Below are 19,527 nucleotides of genomic sequence, written 5' to 3'. Positions count from 1 at the left end.
GCCACATGCCTGTTCAGGCGGCCGGTTCGTAGGGGCCGCGTAGTCCTTCCGCTCCCGCCTTGGCCATGCGACCTGCGGTTTCCCGCCTGTCTGAGCACGTTGCACGCCCTCTTCCTGATGCCATCGGGAAGCCGGTGTGGCCGAGTCGCGGAAGCCGCGTCCGGGGACGGGCGGTCGACGATGTGGTGGGGCGGGCTCGCGGGAGGGGGTGCGAATGGCCGGCCGACGAGCGCCGGCCGTCGCGGCAGCCGGCCGTATGCCCGCTCAGGAGAACACCGGCATCGACTCCTGGGTCGACCGGCTGCGGCTGCGCCGCTCGATGACACCTACCACATGGGTCAGCGGCAGGGTCACCGCGACGTAGATCACGGCGAGAGCGATGACGACGGGTATGACCTGATATGTGCGGTCCATCTCCGCGCGGCCCGAGTGGAGGAGTTCGGGCAGTCCGACCGCCGCGGCGATGGCGGTGAGCTTCATCAGGGCGACGAACATGTTCAACGCGGGTGCGAGCAGCGGCTGCACAATCTGCGGCAGCACCACATGGCGGTGGACCTGGAGGACGGACAGCCCGAGCGACTGGCCCGCTTCGCGCTGCCGGAGCGGTACGAGATCGAGCGTGCCGCGCACCGCCTCGGACCAGAATCCGGCCTGGGTCAGACCGAGGGCCACGACCGTGGCGCTGAACGGGGAGAAGTCCATGCCGTAGTCGGTGAGGCCGAAGAAGAGCAGGTAGATCGCCAGGACCTCGGGCATGCCGCGCAGCACCGTGCTCACGAAGAACTGGCCCTCACGTACGGCACGGTGACGTGAGCCGCCGAGAAGGCCGAGGCCCAGACCGAGTGCGGCGGCCACCAGCCAGGCGCAGGCGCTCACCGACAGGGTGACCGGCAGTGCCTTCGAGATCAGGTCGAGGTAGATGTCCATGCCTTCTCCGTGTGCTGCGGTGACGATCCTGCGCTGTCTCGGCGGGTGTGCGGCCCGCGTTTCGAGCGGACGCGTCTCCGGCGTCCGGTCATCGCACGGGTTACGTATGCCACCGGGACGGTGAGGAGCAGGTAGAACACTGCGATGAGCAGGTACACCTCCAGTGGTCGGAAGGTGTCGACGACCAGCCGGGTCCCGAACATGGTCAGTTCCGGCACGGTGATCAGGGAGGCCAGGGCGCTGCCCTTGACGAGGTAGATGATCCCGTTGGCCGTCTGGGGGCCGGCGGCGGTCGTCACCTGCGGTATGAGCACGTGACGCAGGGTCTGCCCCCGGGTGAGACCGAGGCTGGCGGCGGCGCGCCACTGGCCGATCCTGACCGATGAGATCAGGCCCCGATAGACCTCGGCGAGGTAGGCGGTCTCGTTCAGGACGAGTCCGAGGACCGCGAGTCCGAAGGCGGTGACGCCGATGTTCTCGAACTGCGGGCCGAAACCGAAGTACAGTCCGGCAAGGAGCACCGGTAGCGGGATGCTGCGGAACACCTCGACATAGACCCTGGTCAGCAGCCGTACCGAGCGTCTGGGGCTGATCCGGCCCGCGGCCACGACCACGGCGGCGACGACGGTGATCACCGAACTGATGACCACGAGCATGACGGTCGTCTCGAACCCACGGATCAGGAAGCTGATCCAGCTTGTCTCCACTGCTGCCTCCTTTCCCTCATGTCCCGGTGCGGGAACCGGCGCCGCTGGTCATGCGCACAGTTGGTCGGGGCGGTTCCTGGACGGCAGGTACTCCTCGCCGCCGACACCCCAGGCGTCGAGCTGTTTCTGCCACTCACCCGACTCGATCAGCTCGTCCAGGACCTTGTCAACGGCGTCCGCGAGCTTCGGGTTGTCGCAGCGTACGTAGTCGTAGGTGGGCGAGACGAGGATGTTCGGCGGCAGATCCAGATCACCGTCGGCGAGAGCGTGCAGGGTGAGCCGGGGGTTCTGCTTGATGATGCCAGGGGCGGTTCCGGTGGAACCCATGAAGGCGCTCACCTGCTTGTTCATCGTGGCCTTGGCGGCTTCGGCGTAGGAGGGGAACAGCTTCACATTCGATTCTCCGTACGCCTTGATGAGGTAGTCGTTGTACGAGTAGCCCGTCACCGAGGCGATCGGCTTTCCCTTCAGGGAGTCGACGCCAGACCACGACGCGTTCTTCAGCATCAGCGCGCCCAGCCGGTCGTTGACGTTGGGCCGGCTGTAGTAGACCTGCTCGGCCCGTTTGTCCGTGTAGTAGGTCCCGGTGCCGACATCGGCCTTCCCCTGAGACACGAAAAGAACCTGGGAGGCGAACTCGGTCGGCTTCAGTTTCAGTTTCAGACCGTACTTCTCGGCGACCTTGGTCAGCAGGAATCCCTCGTACCCTATGAGCTTTCCTTCCTCTCCCGTGGCGATCTTCGGAAGATAGCTCTCGGAATAGGTGACGGTCAGATGCCCCTTCTCCGCGGTCTTGAAGGGAGCGCCGTCGCTCTCGTGCCCGCCGGTGTTCGAACCGCCGCAGGCTGTGGCCGTCGCGGTGAGGATGACCAGGGCCGCGACGGCGGAGCCGATCATTCGCGGGTTACGTGGGAAGAGGTGTTTCGCCGATGCTCTCAGGTTCACTTTCCGTCTCCTTTTACGAGGTGAGAGATTTGGGGGTTGGCACACTGTAAGTCGAGTGGGGCCGGGACAGCCTTCGTCGTTTCGGTGGAAGTTCCCGGCCCGGGTTCACATGAAGGACAGGAGTGGACGGTGTTTTTCCGTTTTCGCTCCCCACACCGTCTCTCCGCGCCTTCCTTTCCGGTACTGCGATCTCGCGGCCGGGAGGCGGCCCTGGCCAGGGAGACCGCGAACCGGCCGAAGAACCCGGAATGGTCAGGTCATGGCCTGGTCCCGAGGAATTCGGCGGGCGTCCAGGTGGTCGAGGTGATGTCCGGACGCAGTCCGGAGTATCGGGGTATCTCCCGTGCCCGCTGCCAGGCCGGGTCCTCCCTGAAGCGCCGCCATCCGTCTGCCATGTCTTCCTCGTCGCTCCAGCAGACCGCGTACAGCAGCTCGTGCGCCGGGCCAGGCACGGTGAGGGTCCACGCGCCTTCGACCCGGAACCCGTGCGCGATGAACAGCGGGGTCACGATGTGCGTGAAGCGGTGCGTGAGATCGGGGAGGTCTTCTGCCGTGACCCGGTAGCGGCGGAACTCGGTGATCACGGCCGGTCCTTCCCGAGGTCCGCGGGCACGCCGGCGAACAGCACCTGTTCCGGCAGGAGGTCCGCCAGGACGGCGACACCGACGGTGGTGGGGTCCTGGGGCAGAACGACGAGGTCGGCGCGCTTGCCGGGCTCCAGGGAGCCGCGGGTGTCCGCGACATCAAGGGCCTCGGCCGCGGAGATCGTGTGCATCGCCAGCGCCTCGGTCACGGTGACTCCTTCGGACGGGGCCACCACCTCGCCCGTACAGGAGACCCGGCCGACCGCACACTGGACGCCGAACATGGGGTTGAACTGGAGGAGTTCCGAGCCCGCGCCGTCCGAGCTGGACGCGACCGTCACTCCTCGGTCGAGCAGGGAGCGGAACGGGAAGCGGGCGTCGGCCGCGTAGTCGCCAAGGTAGTCGGTGAGGAAGCTGCCCATCGTCCAGATGAACCCGGCCTGCGGCACGATGACCGCCCCTGCCTCGGCCCACCGGTCCACGGTCGAGGGGTCGGTGAGGACGTTGCCGGCGTGTTCGAGCCGGATACGGGGAGACGTACGGGAGCGGCCGGAGCGGGCCGCGACGGTGGCCGCGCACAGCTCGGCCTGGGCGCGTTCGCCGTTGACGTGCGCGGCGACCTGGAGGCCCGCCTCGTCCGTCCGGCGCACGAGGTCGGTGAGCGCCGCGCGGTCGTACGCCATCCTGCCCCGTGACCCCGGGTTGGAGCGATACGGCCGCAGGACGGCGGCCCCTGCGGCGGAGAACCCCCCATCGACGAAGATCTTGACTCCGGCGACGTCGAACGCCCCGGTGCGGGGCAGCAGTCCCGCGTCCGCGCGTGCGCACACCGTGTCGAGGTCCATCGTGCCGGGTGACCAGACGAAGGCCCGCACATGCTGGGGCACCCGCGTGCCCGCAGCCTCGGCGAGCAGCTCGATGCCCTCCGGGGTGTTCGTGATCTCGCCGATCGTCGTGACGCCGTAGCGGGTGAGATACCGCCGCGCCGTGGCTTCCACTGCCGACCGCAGATCGTCCCGGGTCATCACGGGTATGGGCAGCGCGTAGTACAGCTCGTGCAGGATGCCGGTCCAGCGCCCGGTGTCGTCGGTGCCGATGTGCGCGTCCCCGGTCTCCGGCAGGCCCGACTCACGCGCGATGGCCAAGGCGGCCGAGTTGAGCACTGTGACATGTGCGCCGAAGCGGATGGCGATCGGGAATTCCGTGGAGACCTTGTCCAGATCGTCCCGGGTGGGCAGGCGACCGTCCGTGAACCGTCGGTCGGCGAAGAGGCCGCCCTGACCGATCAGCCATCCGCCCCGCTGTTCCCGCAGGTCACGGTGGTTGTGGAGCTGGCTGAGGAGATCGTCGATGGACGAGCACGGCGGGGTGTGGCAGTCAACCGTTCCCCACAGGGCGGCGGCGCTCATCTCCAGGTGGACGTGCGGGTCCACGAAGCCGGGCAGCAGGGGCCGGTCTCCGTGGTCGGTCACGGGGACGTGCGAGGGCCCCTTCCACGGGCCCTCGGTGACGGCGACGATCAGGCCGTTACGGATGTGTACATGACCGTCCACGATGCTGCGGTCGGCGTCCATGGTGAAGATCCGGGACGACCGGAGGACGGACTCGTCGGCTGAACGGTTGGTGGCGGTGATGAGTGTCATTGGAGATCCCCGATGGTGCTGGTGACGGACATGTACTCGGACAGTCCCTCCGCCGCGTTCTCACGGCCGTAGCCGGAGTGCTTGACCCCGCCGAAGGGGGCCGCTGGGTGGGACACGGAGGGGTGGTTGACCGCGACGAGGCCGGTGTCGAGACCGTCCGTGACTCGGGTCACCTCGGCGGGCGCGGTGCCGTAGACGTAGGCAGCGAGTCCGTACTCGGTACCGTCAGCGATCCGTACGGCCTCGTCCAGGTCCCGGTAGGTGAGCACCGGCAGGACGGGCCCGAAGACCTCCTGTCTGGCGATGGGCCAGTGCGGCTCCACTCCGAGAACGAGCGCCGGGCGTACGTAATGGCCGTACTCCGGAATTTCGGCGCGGGCCCTGACCACCTGTGCCCCCCGGGCGAGGGCGTCGGAGACCAGGGCCTCGACACGTTCGGCGGCCTCCGCGCTGATGACTGGTCCGACCGGGGACGCCTCCGGTTCGAGGCTCCAGCCGATGCCCAGTTCCTGGAACCGCTCGGCCACCAGCGTCCGCATCCGGCGAGCATCCTCGGGGATGATCAGACGGTTGGCCGCGGTGCATGCCTGGCCGTTGTTCGCCAGCTTGGCGGCGAGGACGCCGGACGCGGCCTTCTCGGCGTCGTGCGCGGGGCAGACGACGAACGGGGCGTTGCCACCGAGTTCGAGTGAGACCCGCTGGATGTTCCGGGCGGTCGCGCGCAGGACCGCCCGGCCGACCTCTGTCGAGCCGGTGAACGAGACCTTTCGCAGTCGCGGGTCACCGGTCAGCGCGCCGGTCAGGTCGGCCGACCGGGTGGTCGGCAGCACCGACACGGATCCCTCGGGCGCTCCTCCGGCGACGAGGTCACGCCCCATCAGCAGTGCGGAGGCGGGGGTGAGCTCGGACGGCTTGAGGATCACCGGACAGCCCGTGAGCAGTGCGGACGCCGTCTTGCGCGCGGCCAGCGACAGCGGGAAGTTCCATGGGGTGATCGCGAGGACAGGGCCCACGGGGCGCTGCCGCACCATGACCGTGCGGTCCCGGCGCACCCCTGGGCCGGCCCCGGTGAGCAAGTCCTCCGCCGTATCGGCCAAGGCCTTCAGCGTGGCGACCGTGAACAGCGTCTCGCGCCGGGCCTCGGGGAGCGATTTCCCCGCCTCGACGGCGATCACGACCGCGTACCGGTCCGCGTCGTCCTCGATCCGGGCGGCCCAGCGACGGACGAGCGCCGCCCGTTCGGAGACGGGCGTCGCCGCCCAGCCGGGGTAACAGTTCCAGGCCGCGTCCAGCGCGCGGTCCGCGTCACCGGGCCCCGCGTCGGCGCAGGACCAGGTCAGTGCGGGCATACCCGGGGCGCTCACAGTGAACGACTCCTCGGGACGGACTGAACCGCCCGCGACGACGAGTTCGGCGCATAGTTCCGCGAGCCGGTCGCGGACGGCCTGGACGTCCTGAGTGGCGAATGGTCCGTTCACCGGTCCTCCTCGCTGCCCGCCACGACGGAGCGCAGCCAGCCGATCCCGCGCCCTCCGGTGGCCCATCCCGCATAGACGGCGGTGTGCGCGATGAGTTCGTAGAAGTCGTCCGCGTCGATGCCCTCGTCCAGGCCCGCCCGGAGGTGGAACCGGGCGGCCGGTTCGGCGCCCGAGGCCGCCAGCAGAGCGACCGTGACGAGTCGGCGCTCCCGTGTGGTCAGCCCTGGGCGGGACCAGATCCGGTCGAACACGATGTCGCGGGTGAGGGCGCTCCAGTCGGCGCTCCAGCCGCTTCCCCGGTCCATGCCGGCCGCGGGCCACGCGTGAGCACCGGGGCCGGCAGGGTCCGGGACGGAGCTGGGGTCGGTGGGATGAGTGGTCATGACAGGAACCGTGATCTCCAGTAGGCGAGGGGGACACCGTCGGCGTCGGAGGTCCAGATCGGAGTGCCCAGAACAATCGCGTGGTCGCCACCGTCGTGCAGTGCCTGGACGGTCAGTTCGGCCTGCGCCACCGCGTCGGGGCTGAGCGCGAGGCCGGCGGGGCTGCGCTCCAGAGTGATCTGGTCGAACGCGTCACGCCCCGGCCGGGCGAAGGCCAGCGCGGTCTGAGTCGCCTGCTCTCCCTGGGCGAGCAGGCTCACCGCGAACCGCCCCGTCCGCTCGATCACCCGGAGTGTCTGTGACATCCGGTGCAGGCACACCATCATCAGGGACGGGTCCAGGCTGACGCTGGACAGGGAACTGACGGTGCACCCGTGATCACCGTCCAGGTCCCGCGCGGTGACAACGGCCACCCCGGTGAGGAACGATCCGGCGAACTGCTTGTACTCGTGCACCGGTACGGCCTTGTCGGCGGTCTCCACGGCGCAGCTCCCGTGCTCAGCGGGCATGGACGGGCTCACCATGGCCGCGGCCCTCCTCTGATGTCGAGGATTCGGCTGACGCCCCGGATTCGGCGTTGACCTCGGCGAGCAGCTCGCCGAACCGGCCGATGGTCTCCAGCGTCTCGTCACGGGGAGCGCCCCCCACGAGGTTGAGGTTGATCATGTCCACGCCCGCGTCGCGGTACCGGCGGAGCTTCTCCTTGATCTCGTCGCCGGTGCCGATGAACAGCCGGTCGCGCAGGTCGTCGACGGTCGGTTCGTTCTCCTGCAGGGCCGGGCGCACGCGGCCGAGCGGGTCGGCGTTCTGGGTGAAGTCATGGAGCTGCGCGTGGACGCGCCAGCCCTCCAGGACCTCCTCGATGCGCTGCTCGGTCTCCTTGTCGTCACGGGTGACGAACGCGTAGCGGGTGACTCCGAGCCGGGCATCGTCGCGGGAGGACTGCGCCTTTCCCCGGTGGAATGCCTCGGCGACCGTACGCATGTGGTCGTCGTCCCAGAAGAACAGGGAATTGAGTACGTCATAGCCACGCCGGGCGGCGTCCTCGACACCCGGCGGGCTCTGCACCCCCATCCACACCGGAGGCATCGGACGCTGCACCGGACGTGGCCACACATAGGCGTCGTGGAAGGAGGAGAACCGCCCAGTGAAGCTGACCGGGGCATCCTCGGTGCGCAGCAGCATCTCGACCGCGGTCAGGTTCTCGATGAAATGGTCCCGGCTCTCGGCGAACGACAGACCGAACTTCTCGAACTCGTAGCGGTACGCGCCCCTGGCCACGCCGAGGTCGAGCCTCCCGCCGAGGGAGTTGTCGGCCGCCGCGATCTCCCCGGCGAGCTGGAGGGGTTGGTGGAAGGGGAGGACCACCACCCCGGTGCCCACCCGGCATTTCACGTGCTGTCCTATGTGGACCGCGGTGATCAGCGCCGAGGGTGAGGGCAGAAACTGCACGAGGTGGTGTTCCGGAGTCCAGACCCGAGTGAACCCGCTCTCGTCGGCCCGGACCGCGTATTCCACCATGCGATCGTAAAGGCCGTCCATTTGTGCGTCGCTGTTGACCTGATAGGCGAGAAAAAGCCCGAGTTCCATGTTGCGTCCAATGAATTCGAATCGGTATCCGCGCTGTTCGTCCCGCGGACTTTCCTTCGACACCTTGAACGCTACAGACCCGGCTCTTCCGTTCCTTCCTTCGGTTCCGACGAACTTTTACCATTGCCTGCTGCTTTTGCTACAGGTCCACCGTTTTCGGCCGGCCCGGCAGCGGCGTCGACCATATGCATCAGCCGGCAGGCGAGGGCCAGGGCGAACCGTTCCTCGGAACCCTTCAGATCCGTTCCAAGAATCTCGGTGATCCGGTCGAGCCGGTACCGCAGCGTGGACACGTGTATGCACAGGAGCCGAGCCGTCTCCTGAAGCCGCGCCGACGTCTGGAGGAACACCTCCAGGGTTTCGACGAGCGAGCCGGAGTGATCGTCGTCGTAGCGGCGGAGCGGGCCGATCTGGGACTCGACGAATCTGACCGCCGCGCCGTCGTGGCAGGCGGTCAGCAGGAAAGCGAGCGCGCCGAACCGGTCGTAGGCCACGATGTCCCCGGCAGCGCCCGACGCCCCCACCAAGGTGAGGGTCTCGCACTCGGCCCACATCCGGGGGCCGTCGGCGGGAACCGGTCCCGCACTGCTCACCACGGCGGTGAGCGTGGTTCCGATCCCGCCGACTCCTCTCAGCATGCCCCGGATCGCCGTCAGCGCCTCGTGGTGGTCGTCAGCGGAGGGCAGCACCAGCACGATGCTGCTGTCCACCCAGCCCACGGCGACTCCGCTGACCCGCCGGGCGCGGAGCACACTGTGCACGTCGCTCAGTACCCGGCGCAGATCGGTATCCACCGGCGAGCGGGCGGATATCCGGACGATCCGGCAGCGCGTCGGCGGTGGAAGACCCAGCGCCGCCAGGCGTATTCGCAGCGCCAGGGGGTCGGTGGGGGAGCGGCGGACCAGTTCGGCCAGGGCCGTGTCGGTCTCCCGGTCCTGTTCGGCGGAAGCCAGGAGCGACCGGGACACCACAATGCCGACCGCGACGTTCACGAGTGAGTCGAGAGCCGTTTCGACCCGGCTCGCCGGTCCACGGCGCAGGACGCAGGCCAGCAGAGGACGCTCCGACTCAGGAAGCAGCTCAGTGATCTTGACTCGGACCCCGGACGGTTCCCGTACCCCGGACAGACCCTGGGCCGTGAAGGCGTCCCCCGCCGTCTCGGCTCCTTCGGCAGCGGAACCGCCGGAAGCGGCCGGAGCCATTCCGGGCGCACCAGTCACAGGCTTCCCGGAGGCACCGGGCCCGGACGGGGCGCCGCGGTTCCTGGGCCGGTCCTGTTCCCTCTCCCGGCCGGCCTGCGGGGCTTCACCATTCCTGCGACGGGCCGCGTTCTGCGCGAGGGACACATAGTCGGTGGCGCTCTCCCCCGCGGGCGACCAGTTCCGGCCGACCACCGTGACCATGGGGGTGAGCTCGTGGTTCACCACGACGATCGCGATATCCAGCGTTTCGGCGACCGCTGTGAGAATCTGCTCCCCGTCCTGCCCCGCCAGGGTCCCCGCCAGTCCGGTGCGCAGGACGGCCGTGGCTCGGACCAGCTCCGCGATGTCGCGCTGTTCCTGTGCGACCTTGCCCGCGTTGACGAGGGCGACGGACGAGAGGTCGGCGACGGCCTCGAGGAACGCGAGCGCCGCGCTGTCCACCTGCCCGGCCTGCGGGCGCTGGACCGCGAGAACCAGGAAACGTCCGTCGAGGTCGGGCTCGCGAAGCGGCAGAAGGACGCCGCAACGGTATCCGCGCCGACGAGCGTCATTCGCGTAGAACCGGTACTGCGACTCGTGGGCGTCGTGGATGACGATCGGCTCCGTGCCTCCCACGACGTCCCTCGCGGGTATCTCGTCGATGGGCCAGAACCGCTGACTGCTACTGCCTGAGTACGTGAGCCGGTCCTCGCGCGCTATGACCTCGGCGACCCCGGCCGGAACGTCCAGGGCGATGACCCAGCACAGCTTCCACTCGGTGAACGCGGACACCGCCGACACGATCGCGTCGAGGACGGTCCCCAGCTCCAGATTGGAGTTGACCGTCGCGGCGATGCGGCGCAGCGCTTCCACCTCGTCACTGCCCGGCCGAGCGGAATCAGGCGTATCGGGCGTCGTCGTCACGTCAGGCTGCCTGGCTGGACCGGGCGAGGGCCTGGAGGAAGCGCTTCGTCCTGGGATGGCTTGGTGCGTCGAACACCTGATCCGGTGTACCGGCCTCCAGGATCTTCCCGGCGTCCATCACCACGACACGGGTGGCCGCGTTGCGGGCGAACTGCATCTCGTGGGTTACCACGATCATCGTCGCCCCCGTGGCCGCCAGCTCATGGATGATCTCCAGCACCTCGCCGACCATCTCCGGGTCCAGCGCCGAGGTGGGCTCGTCGAACAGCAGCACCTCGGGATCCATGGCCATGGCACGGGCGATGGACACCCGCTGCTGCTGCCCGCCCGACAGCGTCGAGGGGCGGGCCTCGGTGAACTCACGCAGTCCGACCCTCTCCAGCAGGCCACGTGCCCTCTCCAGCGCCTCTTCCCTGGGCACGTTGCGCACCCTGATGGGTGCGAGCGCGACGTTCTCCACGGCAGTCAGGTGCGGGAACAGTTCGAAGCTCTGGAACACCATGGCCGAGCGGCTGCGCAATTCCCGCAGAGCGGCGGCGCGACCTCGGCCTGCGGGCATGGGATAATAGCGGGCGCCCCCGACGTGCATCTCACCACTGTCGGGTATCTCCAGAAGGTTGCAGCACCTCAGAAGCGTCGACTTTCCCGAGCCGCTGGGCCCGATGACGCACACCGTCTCCCCGGCTGCCACATCCAGGCTCACCTCGTCGAGAACGGTGAAGGTCCCGAATCTCTTGCCCACATCACGCAGGCTGACCGCGACTCCGTTGTCCATCTGATTGGCGCCTTTCTGTCGGCCGATACCACCGGCCCGGCTGACGGCTGTCGCAGGGGACGTCCGTCGGCGGCGGCTGCCGACCGGGCGGTGCCGTTCCCGTCACTGTAGGCACTGGCCGTCCTCAGGTCCCCCGCCGATTCGTAGCACGGGGCGACGGTGGAGTCCTACTGTTCGTAGGACGGTCTTGTGCACACGGCCCGCCGGGCTGCCGCACGCGGTTATCGTCCCCGACGAGGTCCCCGATCCTGCGTGCCGAGTTCTCCCACCTCATGGGCGACGGTCTGTACGGGACTGACGGCGAAGTGGGGCGGCCTTGACACCGAGTCCTGGACGGGCTCGTAGGCGATGGGACAGCGGCGTCCGAGGCGGGGGTGTCGGCGGCCTCTGGGGGGCTTTGAGGTTTTCGGACAGGCGTCTGGCCATGTCTATCTCACGCAGCGATTCGCACCTTCTCGTACGCGGCGTGAGTTCGCGCGGAGGGAGGTACTCCAGGGCTCAGTGGAGACGTTCGCGGCCGAGCCGAGTGGAGGATTTCATAATTGTGCCGGAACTCGTTGTAGCCAGTGATGTCCTGCCGGGCAGCCTCTCGGGTCGGACAGGCCACCCGAGCAACACGTTCGTTCTCCAGAGCTCGTGACACGATCATGATCGGACCTTCTTCCCAGCGGACCGCGAGGCGTTTGAAGTGAGCCTTTTCCATCTTGATCAGGTACGCCTTGCCGGCCCAGCACTTGATGTGTCTGCGGCGAGGGCGGCGGGAATGCCGTGGGCGCGAGGGCGGCCGGCAGGTCGACGGCCTCGAGTATGTAGCGGTAGGCCGTGGCGATCCCGACGCGGAAGCCTGCTGTGAGACGGGCGTAGGTGTCCAGGCCGCAGCTCAGCGAGTGGTCAGCGTGACTCCTGGGTCAGCGTAAGTCCTGAAGAACCTAGGGAAAGCCACCCGGACTTGCGACTCGTTGTATGGTGTCGAAACAGCCCTTGACCTGCAGAGATGCGGGCAGGGAGCCTACTTTTGGGAGTGCCCCGATGTTGCGTACAATGTTCAAGTCGAAAATCCACCGGGCCACCGTGACCCAGGCCGACCTGCACTACGTCGGTTCCGTCACTGTCGACGCCGAGCTGATGGAGGCCGCTGATCTGCTGCCCGGCGAGCTCGTGCACATCGTGGACATCGACAACGGCGCCCGGCTGGAGACGTACGTCATCGAGGGCGAACGCGGCTCCGGAGTCATCGGGATCAACGGCGCGGCCGCTCACCTCGTGCACCCCGGCGACCTGGTCATCCTGATCAGCTACGCGCAGGTCGACGACGCCGAGGCGCGCGGCCTGGTTCCGCGTATCGTCCATGTCGACGCGGGGAACCGGATCGTCGCGCTCGGCGCCGACGCCTCCGCGCCCGTGCCGGGCACCGACACCGCGCGCGGCCCGCACGCCGTGCCCGCGGCGCGCTGAAGCGACCGACCCACCGAGGGAGCACCCGCCATGACGGACCAGACCGGACGGACCGGGCCCGACATCCGTGACGACCGGGCAGCGGGCAGGCTGGTCGCGTACGAGAACGGCGCGGCTGCCGGGGTCGTCGTGTACTTCGTCATGGACGGGTCGCCCGCCGCCCTCGTCGCCGTGCACACGGTCGTCGAGCAGGGGCACGAGGGCAAGGGCATCGCAGGCTCCCTGGTCGGGGAGTTCTACGCCATGGCCGGTCGCGAGGGAGTGCCCGTCGTCCCGCTCTGCCCGTACGCGGCGAAATGGGCGTCGCGCCACCCCGACGAGGCACCGGAAGCCCCGGCCGGACTGGTGGAGCGGGCGAAGGAGCAGCTCGCCTCCCGTCCCGAGCTGTACTGACTCCTGCGCGCCGGCGGCGGGGCCGGTAGCGTTCCGCCCGTGATCCTCGCCCTGCTGCACACCTCCCCGGCCCATGTCCCGGTCTTCGACGCCCTGCGCGACGCCGGTCATCCGGGGCTCGTCCTGCGCCACCTCGTGCACACGGAACTGCTCGACCGGGCCGGGGCGACGGGGCCGGAGGCGGTGACGGGCGAGATCGAGACGCTGCTCACCGGTGCGGTCGCCCAGGGGGCCACCGCCGTGCTCTGTACCTGTTCGACGATCGGCGGGGTCGCCGAGGCCGCCGGTGTGGCGCTCGGCGTCCCGGTGCTGCGGGTCGACCGCCCGATGGCGGCCGCCGCCGCCCGTGCGGAGCGGGTGACCGTCATCGCGGCACTCGCCGCCACCCTGCCGCCGACCCTCGCGCTGCTCGCCGAGGAGGCGGACGGGGCGGGCCGGTGTCCGGCGCAGGTGCGCACCGTGCTGGTCGAGGGCGCCTGGGCGCGCTTCGAGGCCGGCGAGCGCGAGGAGTACCTGGATCTGGTGGCCGCCGCGGCCGACGCGGTGACGGACGCCGACGTGATCGTGCTGGCCCAGGCCTCCATGGCCGACGCCGTCACTCGCACGGCCACCCGGATCCCGGTCCTGTCCAGCCCGCGGCCGGGGCTCGCGGCAGCGGTGGCCGCGGCCGGTTCAGTGGGCGGGGCGGCTCGTCCGTAGTCCGTACGTATGGACTCACCGGGCGCGGGCAGCCGCTCCGGGAGACGGTGGAGGAGATCCACCCCGACCGTTCGGAGGCCCGAGATGACCCATCCGTTCCCCGACCCCGTTCCGCCCGCGCCCACCCCGGGGCCGGTTCCGGGACCGCCCCGGCCGCTGCCGGAGCCGACGCCCGTGCCGCCGGGTCCGGGGCCGACACCGCCCGTGCCCACCCCGCCCGGACCCTCGCCCGATCCGATTCCGCAGCCGCCCGCGCCGAACCCCGAGCCGGTGCCGCCGCCGGAGCCGGAGCCCTCGCCGGTCGGCTGACCGGCCGCCGCTCCCGTGGGCACCGCGGGGACCGGTATGTCGAGCAGTGCCGTCAACGTCCGGGTGAACGCCTCCGCGTCCGGGCCGTCCAGACCGCCCAGCGGGGCGAGCATCCCGTCGAGGAGGCGGTGCACCACCTCGACCGCCCGGCCCGTCACCGCGCGTCCCTCGTCCGTCAGCGACAGTTGTACCGCCCTGGTGTCCGGCGGTGTGCCCGACGAGCCCGGCGGCCTCCAGGCCGCGTGCCAGTCCCGGAGGCCGGTGAGGTGAGCCTCCGGGATCAGGACCGGCATCCGGAATGAGGAGATCAGGGGCTCAGCCGGTCGGGTGGTCAGCCGCTCAGGGGCGCAGGTCCAGCAGGGTGTCGGCGTGCGCCAGTCCGCTCTCCGCCGAGATCGACTCCAGCGACTGGGCGTCGCGCACCGGTGCGAAGCGGACCGCGAGGCCGTCCTGCCCGGTTCCCCCGGCCGTCGCGAATCCGAATACCGCCGGCCGCGGCAGGCTGTTGTACGACCACGGGGTGGAGAAGTAGTACGCACCGGTGTCGTACAGCACCACGAAGTCGCCCGCCCGCAGCTCCGGCAGCTCCCTGGCGCGGGCGACGACGTCCCCGGCGAAGCAGCACGGTCCCGCGATGTCCTGGACGAGCGACGGCCCGTCCTTGGGGCGGCCCTCGGTATCGAACGCGCCGACCCGCAGCGGCCAGGCGTCCGGCATGAAGACGGTCCGGGTGGCGGTCTGGGCGCCCGCGTGGGTGAGCGCGATACGGCGGCCGCCGGCGTCCTTCGTGTACTCGACCAGCGCCCCGATGAAGCCGTTCTTGGCCAGCAGGGACCGGCCGAACTCGGTGATCAGCGCGTACCGGCCGTCGAAGAGCCCGGGAACCGCCTCGCGCAGCGCCGCCACGTACGCGGCGAAGGTGGGCCGTACCGAGTCGTCGTCGAAGTTGACCGGCAGGCCGCCGCCGATGTCGAGGCCGGTGATCTGCCGGGTGCCGAGCCTCTCGTTGATCTCCTCGGCCAGCCGGTACGTCTGCGCGATCCCCTCCGCGATCAGCTCCAGGGGGCAGCCCTGCGAACCCACGTGGGCGTGCAGACGGGTCAGCCAGGGGCGCGAGGCGAAGGCCTCCACGATCCGCTCGCGCGCGCCGGGGTCGTGCAGCGCCACGCCGAACTTGGAGGTGGCGGTGGCCGTGCTCATCGCCCCGATGGACCCGCCGCCGACCTGGGGATTGATCCGGAGCCCGATGGCGGAAGCCGAATCGGCGGGCCGCAGCGCGGCGATGCGGTCCACCTCGTCGAGGTTGTCGGCGTTGAGCGCCACGCCGAGCGCGAGGGCCCCGCGGATCTCCTCCCGCGTCTTGGCGGGGGAGTCCAGGACGATCTTCGAGGGCGCGAAGCCGGCGTCGAGCGCGATCCGCAGCTCGCCGGGGCTCGCGACCTCGCAGCCCATGCCGCACTCGGCGAGCAGCCGCAGCACGGGCACGAGCGACGCGGCCTTGGCGGCGAAGGTGTGCAGCACCCCAGGCGCCCCAGGTGTTCCAGGCGTTCCACGCGTTCCAAGCGCTCCGGAGAACGCGTCGTGGAGGGCGGCGACCGAATCGCGTACCCCCTCCGTGTCGATGAAACCGGCGACCGGGCAGGACTCGCCGAGCAGGCCGGTCGCCACGGCGTGCCGGACCGCGGCCGCGACACGCGCGGAGGCGGTCCGGGCGGCGGGCGCGGAGGGAAGGCTCATGGAGCGAGAGTCGCTGATGGGGGCCCCGCAGATCTCTGTCGAGCAGGACAACATCGGCACAAGTCCTTGGCCGGGCGGCCAACGACCGTGCGAACAAGGGGCAAATCTATCCGGTGAGACGGACGGCGAGGGTGATGAGCAGCCTGGTGTCGGGGTCGTCCAGGTCCACGCCGAACCGTTCCCGGGCGCGTCGCAGCCGGTACCGGAGCGTGTTCGGGTGAACCACGAGCCGGGCCGCCGCGCGGGCGACGTCGCCCGACGCGTCCAGGTACGCGGCCAGCGAGCGGACCAGCTCGCCGCCGGCCGCGAGATCGGCCCGTACGAGGTCGTGCACCGGCCCGCTGCCCGACTCCCACACCGGCCGTACGGCATCCAGGACCCGCACGACGTCGAGCGAGGGGCCGACGCCCGCGGCGTCCGCGTACCGCGCCCGGTCCGTCCCGCCGCTCCCGGCCGCCTGGCCGTGCCGGTCCGCCTCGCCGTCCCGGTCCGCGCGCCCGCGCAGCACCCGCACGATCAGCGCGGCCTCCTCGCAGGAGGACCGGGCCCGCAGCGCGGTGGGTGCCACCGGGCCGGCACCGGCCAGGACCGGGACCCTGCCAGGCAGGGACAGGGCCAGGGTGGCCAGCTCCCGGGCCAGCCCCAGCACGTCACGTTCCTGGCCGGTGTCCACCGGCAGCAGCACCAGCAGCCGGTCGCCGTCGCGCAGCACCCGCACCGACGGACGGTACGACACAGCCTGCAGCGCGAGGACATCGAGAGTGCGGTCGCCCGCGGGTGCCCCGCTGTCGCGTTCGGCCACCACGACCGCACAGGCCGCGTCGGGCGAAAGTCCCAGCGACCAGGCGTGCGTGCGGGCGTCCCCCTCCCCGTACAGCAGCCCCCGCAACGCGAGTTCACCGCGGCGCGCGGCCCCGCTCTCGCGCAGCCGGTGCCGCACCAGATGGGGTGCGGCGGCCTCGGCGGCCCGGCGCAGCGCCTTTGCCGCCCGCGGGGACAGACCCCGCCCGTCCGCCGCCGCCCAGATGGAGCCGAGGACCTCGGGGCCGCTGCGGACCGCGACGACCAGGCGCTCCGGACCGTCCGCGTCCGCGGCACGGTGGATCACGTCCCGGGAGGTCCACAGGGCGCGCAGCATTCCGCTGCGGCGCAGTTCCGCCACCCGCCAGTCGGGCACCCGGCCGCCCAGGATGGTGGACCGCCGCAGCCCGTCGGCCTCCGGCCCGGTCGCGGAGTGGGCCAGGACCCGGAACCGGGTGTCCTCGATGGTGATCGAGCCCCCGGTGTACTCGGCGATGGCCGCGGCGAGGGCGGCCAGACTCTCCACGCCGCCGTCGGTCACCCCCGCCCCCGCTCCCTCCTCGCCGCGGCCCGCCCGCGCACAGGCCAGCGCGGAGCGCAGCAGCGCCGCGGTGTCCGTCCAGTCGGCCCACTCCGCCCGGATGAGCAGTGCGATGCCCGACTCCTCGGCGGCGGCCAGTACCTCCGGTGCGGCGGCCGCGCCCTCCGCGTCGCGCAGCACCACGCCCGAAGCGCCGCGCCGGGCGGCCTCGCGCACCGCCCCCGCCGCCCCGGCCGACGCGGCGGGGGCGCCCACCACCAGCACCAGGCACCCGTCGAGCGGCTGCGCGGACCCCTCGTCCCCGACCGCCACGGCCCGCACTCCGACGTCCTGGCCACCCGGTGCCAGCAGCAGGCGCAGCGTCCCGCTGTCGTCGAAGGCCAGGATCTCGCGCAGCGCGACCGCGGGCTCCGGCGCGATGGGCGTACGGCTCGTCATGGGAGCCGAGCATACGAGCGCCGGCTCCCGGCCGGCCGAGGGGCTGCCGCCGGTATCAGGCGACGATCGGGACCACGGCCTCCGGCGTCAGCATCCGGAAGGTGAACGACTGGTGGAAGTACAGACTGACGGTCGTCGCGTCGTGCTCCTGGTAGCCGATCGACAGATCCTCGCCCAGGCACAGTTCGAAGTCACCGCCCCGGGTGGACAGCAGTACCCCGCCCGCCACCGCGGGCGCCCACAGGATCTGGTCGTCAAGGAGCCGGACCAGATGGGTGGAGACCGGGTATCCGTGGTCGGACGTCTCGGTCGCCTCCGTGAACGCGTCCGCGCCCAGCAGCAGCCGGTAGGGTCCGTCGACACCGGCCAGCCGCAGCTGGGTCAGCGCCTGGCTGACCGTGGCCGGATAGTCCCTGGCGTCCGCCGGCAGCGGCAGCGGGGTGTGCGAGGAACCGTCCCGCAGACCGGTGATCCCGGCCGCCGCGTAACCGTCGATGAGGGCCATGTCCTCCGCGAACGCGCAGGTCCGGGCGGCGTCCTTGACGGGCTGCCAGTCACTGTCGTCGGAGCCGCGCTCGACATCGTCCAGCGCCGCCCGGGTCACCGTGAACGGCACCCGCCACTCGATGACCGGCACCGATGTGCGGGCGCGGGCCAGGACGTCGGGGGTGGGCGGGTCGATCTCTCGCAGGTGGCCGTCGCCCACGGCCGCCAGCTGCGGGCCCTCGGGCCCTCGGACGTCGACGACACGGCGGCCCGCCAGATGGCGGCTGAAGGTGCGCCGGGCCTCCTCCTCGATCTGGTCCCAGGCGGCTTGCGTGACAGGGGCGAGTGCGCGGTGGAGGTTGTTCATCACTGGGCGCTTTCTTGCAGGCTGCCGATGTGCAGCGAACCGTCACGGGCACCCGGCGGGATCAGGGCCTGCGCTGCCGGCGCGGGCGCCGGCTCCGGCAGTGCCCCGGCCCCGTCGGACGAGGGCGACGGCGGCGGGGCGTCGAGGAAGTCGGCGCTGGGGGCGTGGAAGAGCGTGCCGGTGACCGCGGTCGAGAAGTCGAGGATGCGGTCGTGGGTGCCGGGAGGGCTGCCGAGGAACATGTTGCGGAGCATCTCCTCGGTGACGCCGGGATCGGCGGCGTACCCGATGAAGTACGTACCGAACTCGCCCTGCCCGAAGCTGCCGAACGGCATGTTGGCACGCAGGATGTCGCGCTCCGTGCCGTCCGGGTCCGTGATGGTGTTCAGCGCGACATGGGAGTCGGCGGGCTTCACGTCGTCGGCGAACTCGATGTCCGTGAACTTCGTCCGCCCGATCACCCGCTCCTGTTCCTCGGTGCTCAGCGCGTTCCACGAGGTCAGGTCGTGCAGGTACTTCTGGACGACGACGTAGCTGCCGCCCGCGAACTCCGGGTCCTCGGGACCGACCAGCGCCGCCGACCGGGCATCCTCACCCACGGGGTTCTCGGTGCCGTCGACGAAGCCCAGCAGATCCCGGTGGTCGAAGTAGCGGAACCCGTGCGTCTCGTCGACGACCTTCACCGCACCGCCGAGCCGGCCGAGCAGCTGGGAGGCCCACTCGTAGCACACGTCCATCCGCTCGGCCCGGATGTGGAACAGCAGATCGCCCGGGGTGGCGGGGGCGTGGTGGCGGGGCCCGTGCAGCTCCTGGAAGGGGTGGAGCGAGGCAGGCCGCGGACCCGCGAACAGCCGGCTCCAGGCATCGGAACCGAACCCGGTCACACAGACCAGACCGGAGCCGGGAAAGCGGAACCCGATGGAGCGGGCGAAGGCCGCCAGATCCGGCAGCGCGTCGCGGACCGCGGGCTCACCACCGGGCTCGATCGTGGCGACCAGGATCAGAGCCGCGCTGGTCAGCGGTGCGACGACGGGCTGCGCCGCGGCCGCTTCCTCGGTGGTCCCGGTCATGCGGCGGCTCCATGAAGTGGCGTGGGCGACAAGGCGGTACGGCGGAACCCGCGTGCGTGCGGGCAGCGGGACCCGCTGCCACTTACCCACACCC

18 protein-coding genes and 1 pseudogene are annotated in these 19,527 nt (G+C 70.6%); 3 read left to right on the top strand and 16 right to left on the bottom strand.

Features of this window, described 5'->3' with window-relative positions:
* Positions 1-264: 264 nt before the first annotated feature.
* From ACZ6S6_RS05055 to ACZ6S6_RS05000, 12 genes and pseudogenes are all read right to left on the bottom strand, one after another.
* Complete coding sequence (locus ACZ6S6_RS05055; RefSeq protein ID WP_362952932.1) at positions 265-927, bottom strand: amino acid ABC transporter permease; 663 nt, start codon at positions 925-927, stop codon at positions 265-267.
* Complete coding sequence (locus ACZ6S6_RS05050) at positions 906-1,634, bottom strand: amino acid ABC transporter permease (protein ID WP_362952934.1); 729 nt, start codon at positions 1,632-1,634, stop codon at positions 906-908. Before ACZ6S6_RS05050 ends, ACZ6S6_RS05055 begins: the two co-directional genes overlap by 22 nt.
* 48 nt (positions 1,635-1,682) lie before the next feature.
* Complete coding sequence (locus ACZ6S6_RS05045) at positions 1,683-2,579, bottom strand: substrate-binding periplasmic protein (protein WP_469704044.1); 897 nt, start codon at positions 2,577-2,579, stop codon at positions 1,683-1,685.
* Positions 2,580-2,836: 257 nt separating this feature from the next.
* A complete protein-coding gene (locus tag ACZ6S6_RS05040; RefSeq protein WP_469704043.1) occupies positions 2,837-3,163 on the bottom strand; it encodes an NIPSNAP family protein in 327 nt (108 codons plus the stop codon).
* Complete coding sequence (locus tag ACZ6S6_RS05035; RefSeq protein WP_469704042.1) at positions 3,160-4,806, bottom strand: amidohydrolase; 1,647 nt, start codon at positions 4,804-4,806, stop codon at positions 3,160-3,162. The genes ACZ6S6_RS05040 and ACZ6S6_RS05035 overlap by 4 nt, the downstream gene beginning before the upstream one ends.
* A complete protein-coding gene (locus tag ACZ6S6_RS05030) occupies positions 4,803-6,284 on the bottom strand; it encodes an aldehyde dehydrogenase family protein (protein WP_469704041.1) in 1,482 nt (493 codons plus the stop codon). The genes ACZ6S6_RS05035 and ACZ6S6_RS05030 overlap by 4 nt, the downstream gene beginning before the upstream one ends.
* The gene (locus ACZ6S6_RS05025) at positions 6,281-6,667 is read right to left on the bottom strand and encodes a carboxymuconolactone decarboxylase family protein (protein ID WP_362952944.1); all 387 of its coding nucleotides are present in this window, start codon (positions 6,665-6,667) and stop codon (positions 6,281-6,283) included. Before ACZ6S6_RS05025 ends, ACZ6S6_RS05030 begins: the two co-directional genes overlap by 4 nt.
* Entirely contained in the window at positions 6,664-7,176 is a 513-nt protein-coding gene (locus ACZ6S6_RS05020) for a flavin reductase family protein (protein ID WP_362952946.1), read from the bottom strand. The genes ACZ6S6_RS05025 and ACZ6S6_RS05020 overlap by 4 nt, the downstream gene beginning before the upstream one ends.
* Complete coding sequence (locus ACZ6S6_RS05015) at positions 7,166-8,257, bottom strand: LLM class flavin-dependent oxidoreductase (RefSeq protein WP_362952948.1); 1,092 nt, start codon at positions 8,255-8,257, stop codon at positions 7,166-7,168. Before ACZ6S6_RS05015 ends, ACZ6S6_RS05020 begins: the two co-directional genes overlap by 11 nt.
* Positions 8,258-8,328: 71 nt before the next feature.
* Positions 8,329-10,362, bottom strand: a complete 2,034-nt coding sequence (locus tag ACZ6S6_RS05010) for a helix-turn-helix domain-containing protein (protein ID WP_362952950.1) — start codon at positions 10,360-10,362, stop codon at positions 8,329-8,331.
* Between the two features lies 1 nt (position 10,363).
* Complete coding sequence (locus ACZ6S6_RS05005) at positions 10,364-11,137, bottom strand: amino acid ABC transporter ATP-binding protein (protein ID WP_362952952.1); 774 nt, start codon at positions 11,135-11,137, stop codon at positions 10,364-10,366.
* A 773-nt stretch (positions 11,138-11,910) separates the two neighbouring features.
* Positions 11,911-12,006, bottom strand: a pseudogene (locus ACZ6S6_RS05000) (IS5/IS1182 family transposase); the annotation flags it as partial.
* A gap of 160 nt (positions 12,007-12,166) precedes the next feature.
* Here ACZ6S6_RS05000 and panD point away from each other — a divergent pair.
* Genes panD through ACZ6S6_RS04985 form a run of 3 tightly spaced genes read left to right on the top strand, consistent with a single transcriptional unit; the run spans position 12,167 to position 13,684 of the window.
* Positions 12,167-12,592, top strand: coding sequence for an aspartate 1-decarboxylase (panD, locus tag ACZ6S6_RS04995; RefSeq protein ID WP_362952954.1), 426 nt, complete (start codon positions 12,167-12,169; stop codon positions 12,590-12,592).
* 30 nt (positions 12,593-12,622) lie between these two features.
* A complete protein-coding gene (locus ACZ6S6_RS04990) occupies positions 12,623-12,985 on the top strand; it encodes a GNAT family N-acetyltransferase (RefSeq protein WP_469704040.1) in 363 nt (120 codons plus the stop codon).
* A 39-nt stretch (positions 12,986-13,024) separates the two neighbouring features.
* On the top strand, positions 13,025-13,684 hold the full coding sequence (locus ACZ6S6_RS04985; RefSeq protein ID WP_362952958.1) for an aspartate/glutamate racemase family protein: 660 nt from the start codon (positions 13,025-13,027) through the stop codon (positions 13,682-13,684).
* A gap of 648 nt (positions 13,685-14,332) precedes the next feature.
* Here the strand turns inward: ACZ6S6_RS04985 and ACZ6S6_RS04980 are convergent.
* The 4 genes from ACZ6S6_RS04980 to ACZ6S6_RS04965 form a co-directional block, all read right to left on the bottom strand.
* Positions 14,333-15,730: a type III PLP-dependent enzyme domain-containing protein gene (locus ACZ6S6_RS04980; protein WP_469704039.1), complete on the bottom strand. Its 1,398-nt coding sequence runs from the start codon at positions 15,728-15,730 to the stop codon at positions 14,333-14,335.
* A 106-nt stretch (positions 15,731-15,836) separates the two neighbouring features.
* The gene (locus ACZ6S6_RS04975; protein WP_469704038.1) at positions 15,837-17,510 is read right to left on the bottom strand and encodes a PucR family transcriptional regulator; all 1,674 of its coding nucleotides are present in this window, start codon (positions 17,508-17,510) and stop codon (positions 15,837-15,839) included.
* A gap of 55 nt (positions 17,511-17,565) precedes the next feature.
* Positions 17,566-18,363, bottom strand: a complete 798-nt coding sequence (locus ACZ6S6_RS04970; protein WP_362952964.1) for a family 1 encapsulin nanocompartment shell protein — start codon at positions 18,361-18,363, stop codon at positions 17,566-17,568.
* Positions 18,363-19,433, bottom strand: coding sequence for a Dyp-type peroxidase (locus ACZ6S6_RS04965; protein ID WP_469704037.1), 1,071 nt, complete (start codon positions 19,431-19,433; stop codon positions 18,363-18,365). Before ACZ6S6_RS04965 ends, ACZ6S6_RS04970 begins: the two co-directional genes overlap by 1 nt.
* Between the last annotated feature and the right edge of the window lie 94 nt (positions 19,434-19,527).

It is taken from the genome of Streptomyces sp. NPDC048671 (assembly GCF_055587045.1).
Note: the sequence above shows the minus strand (reverse complement) of the source record. Positions and strands in the feature narration are given on the sequence as shown.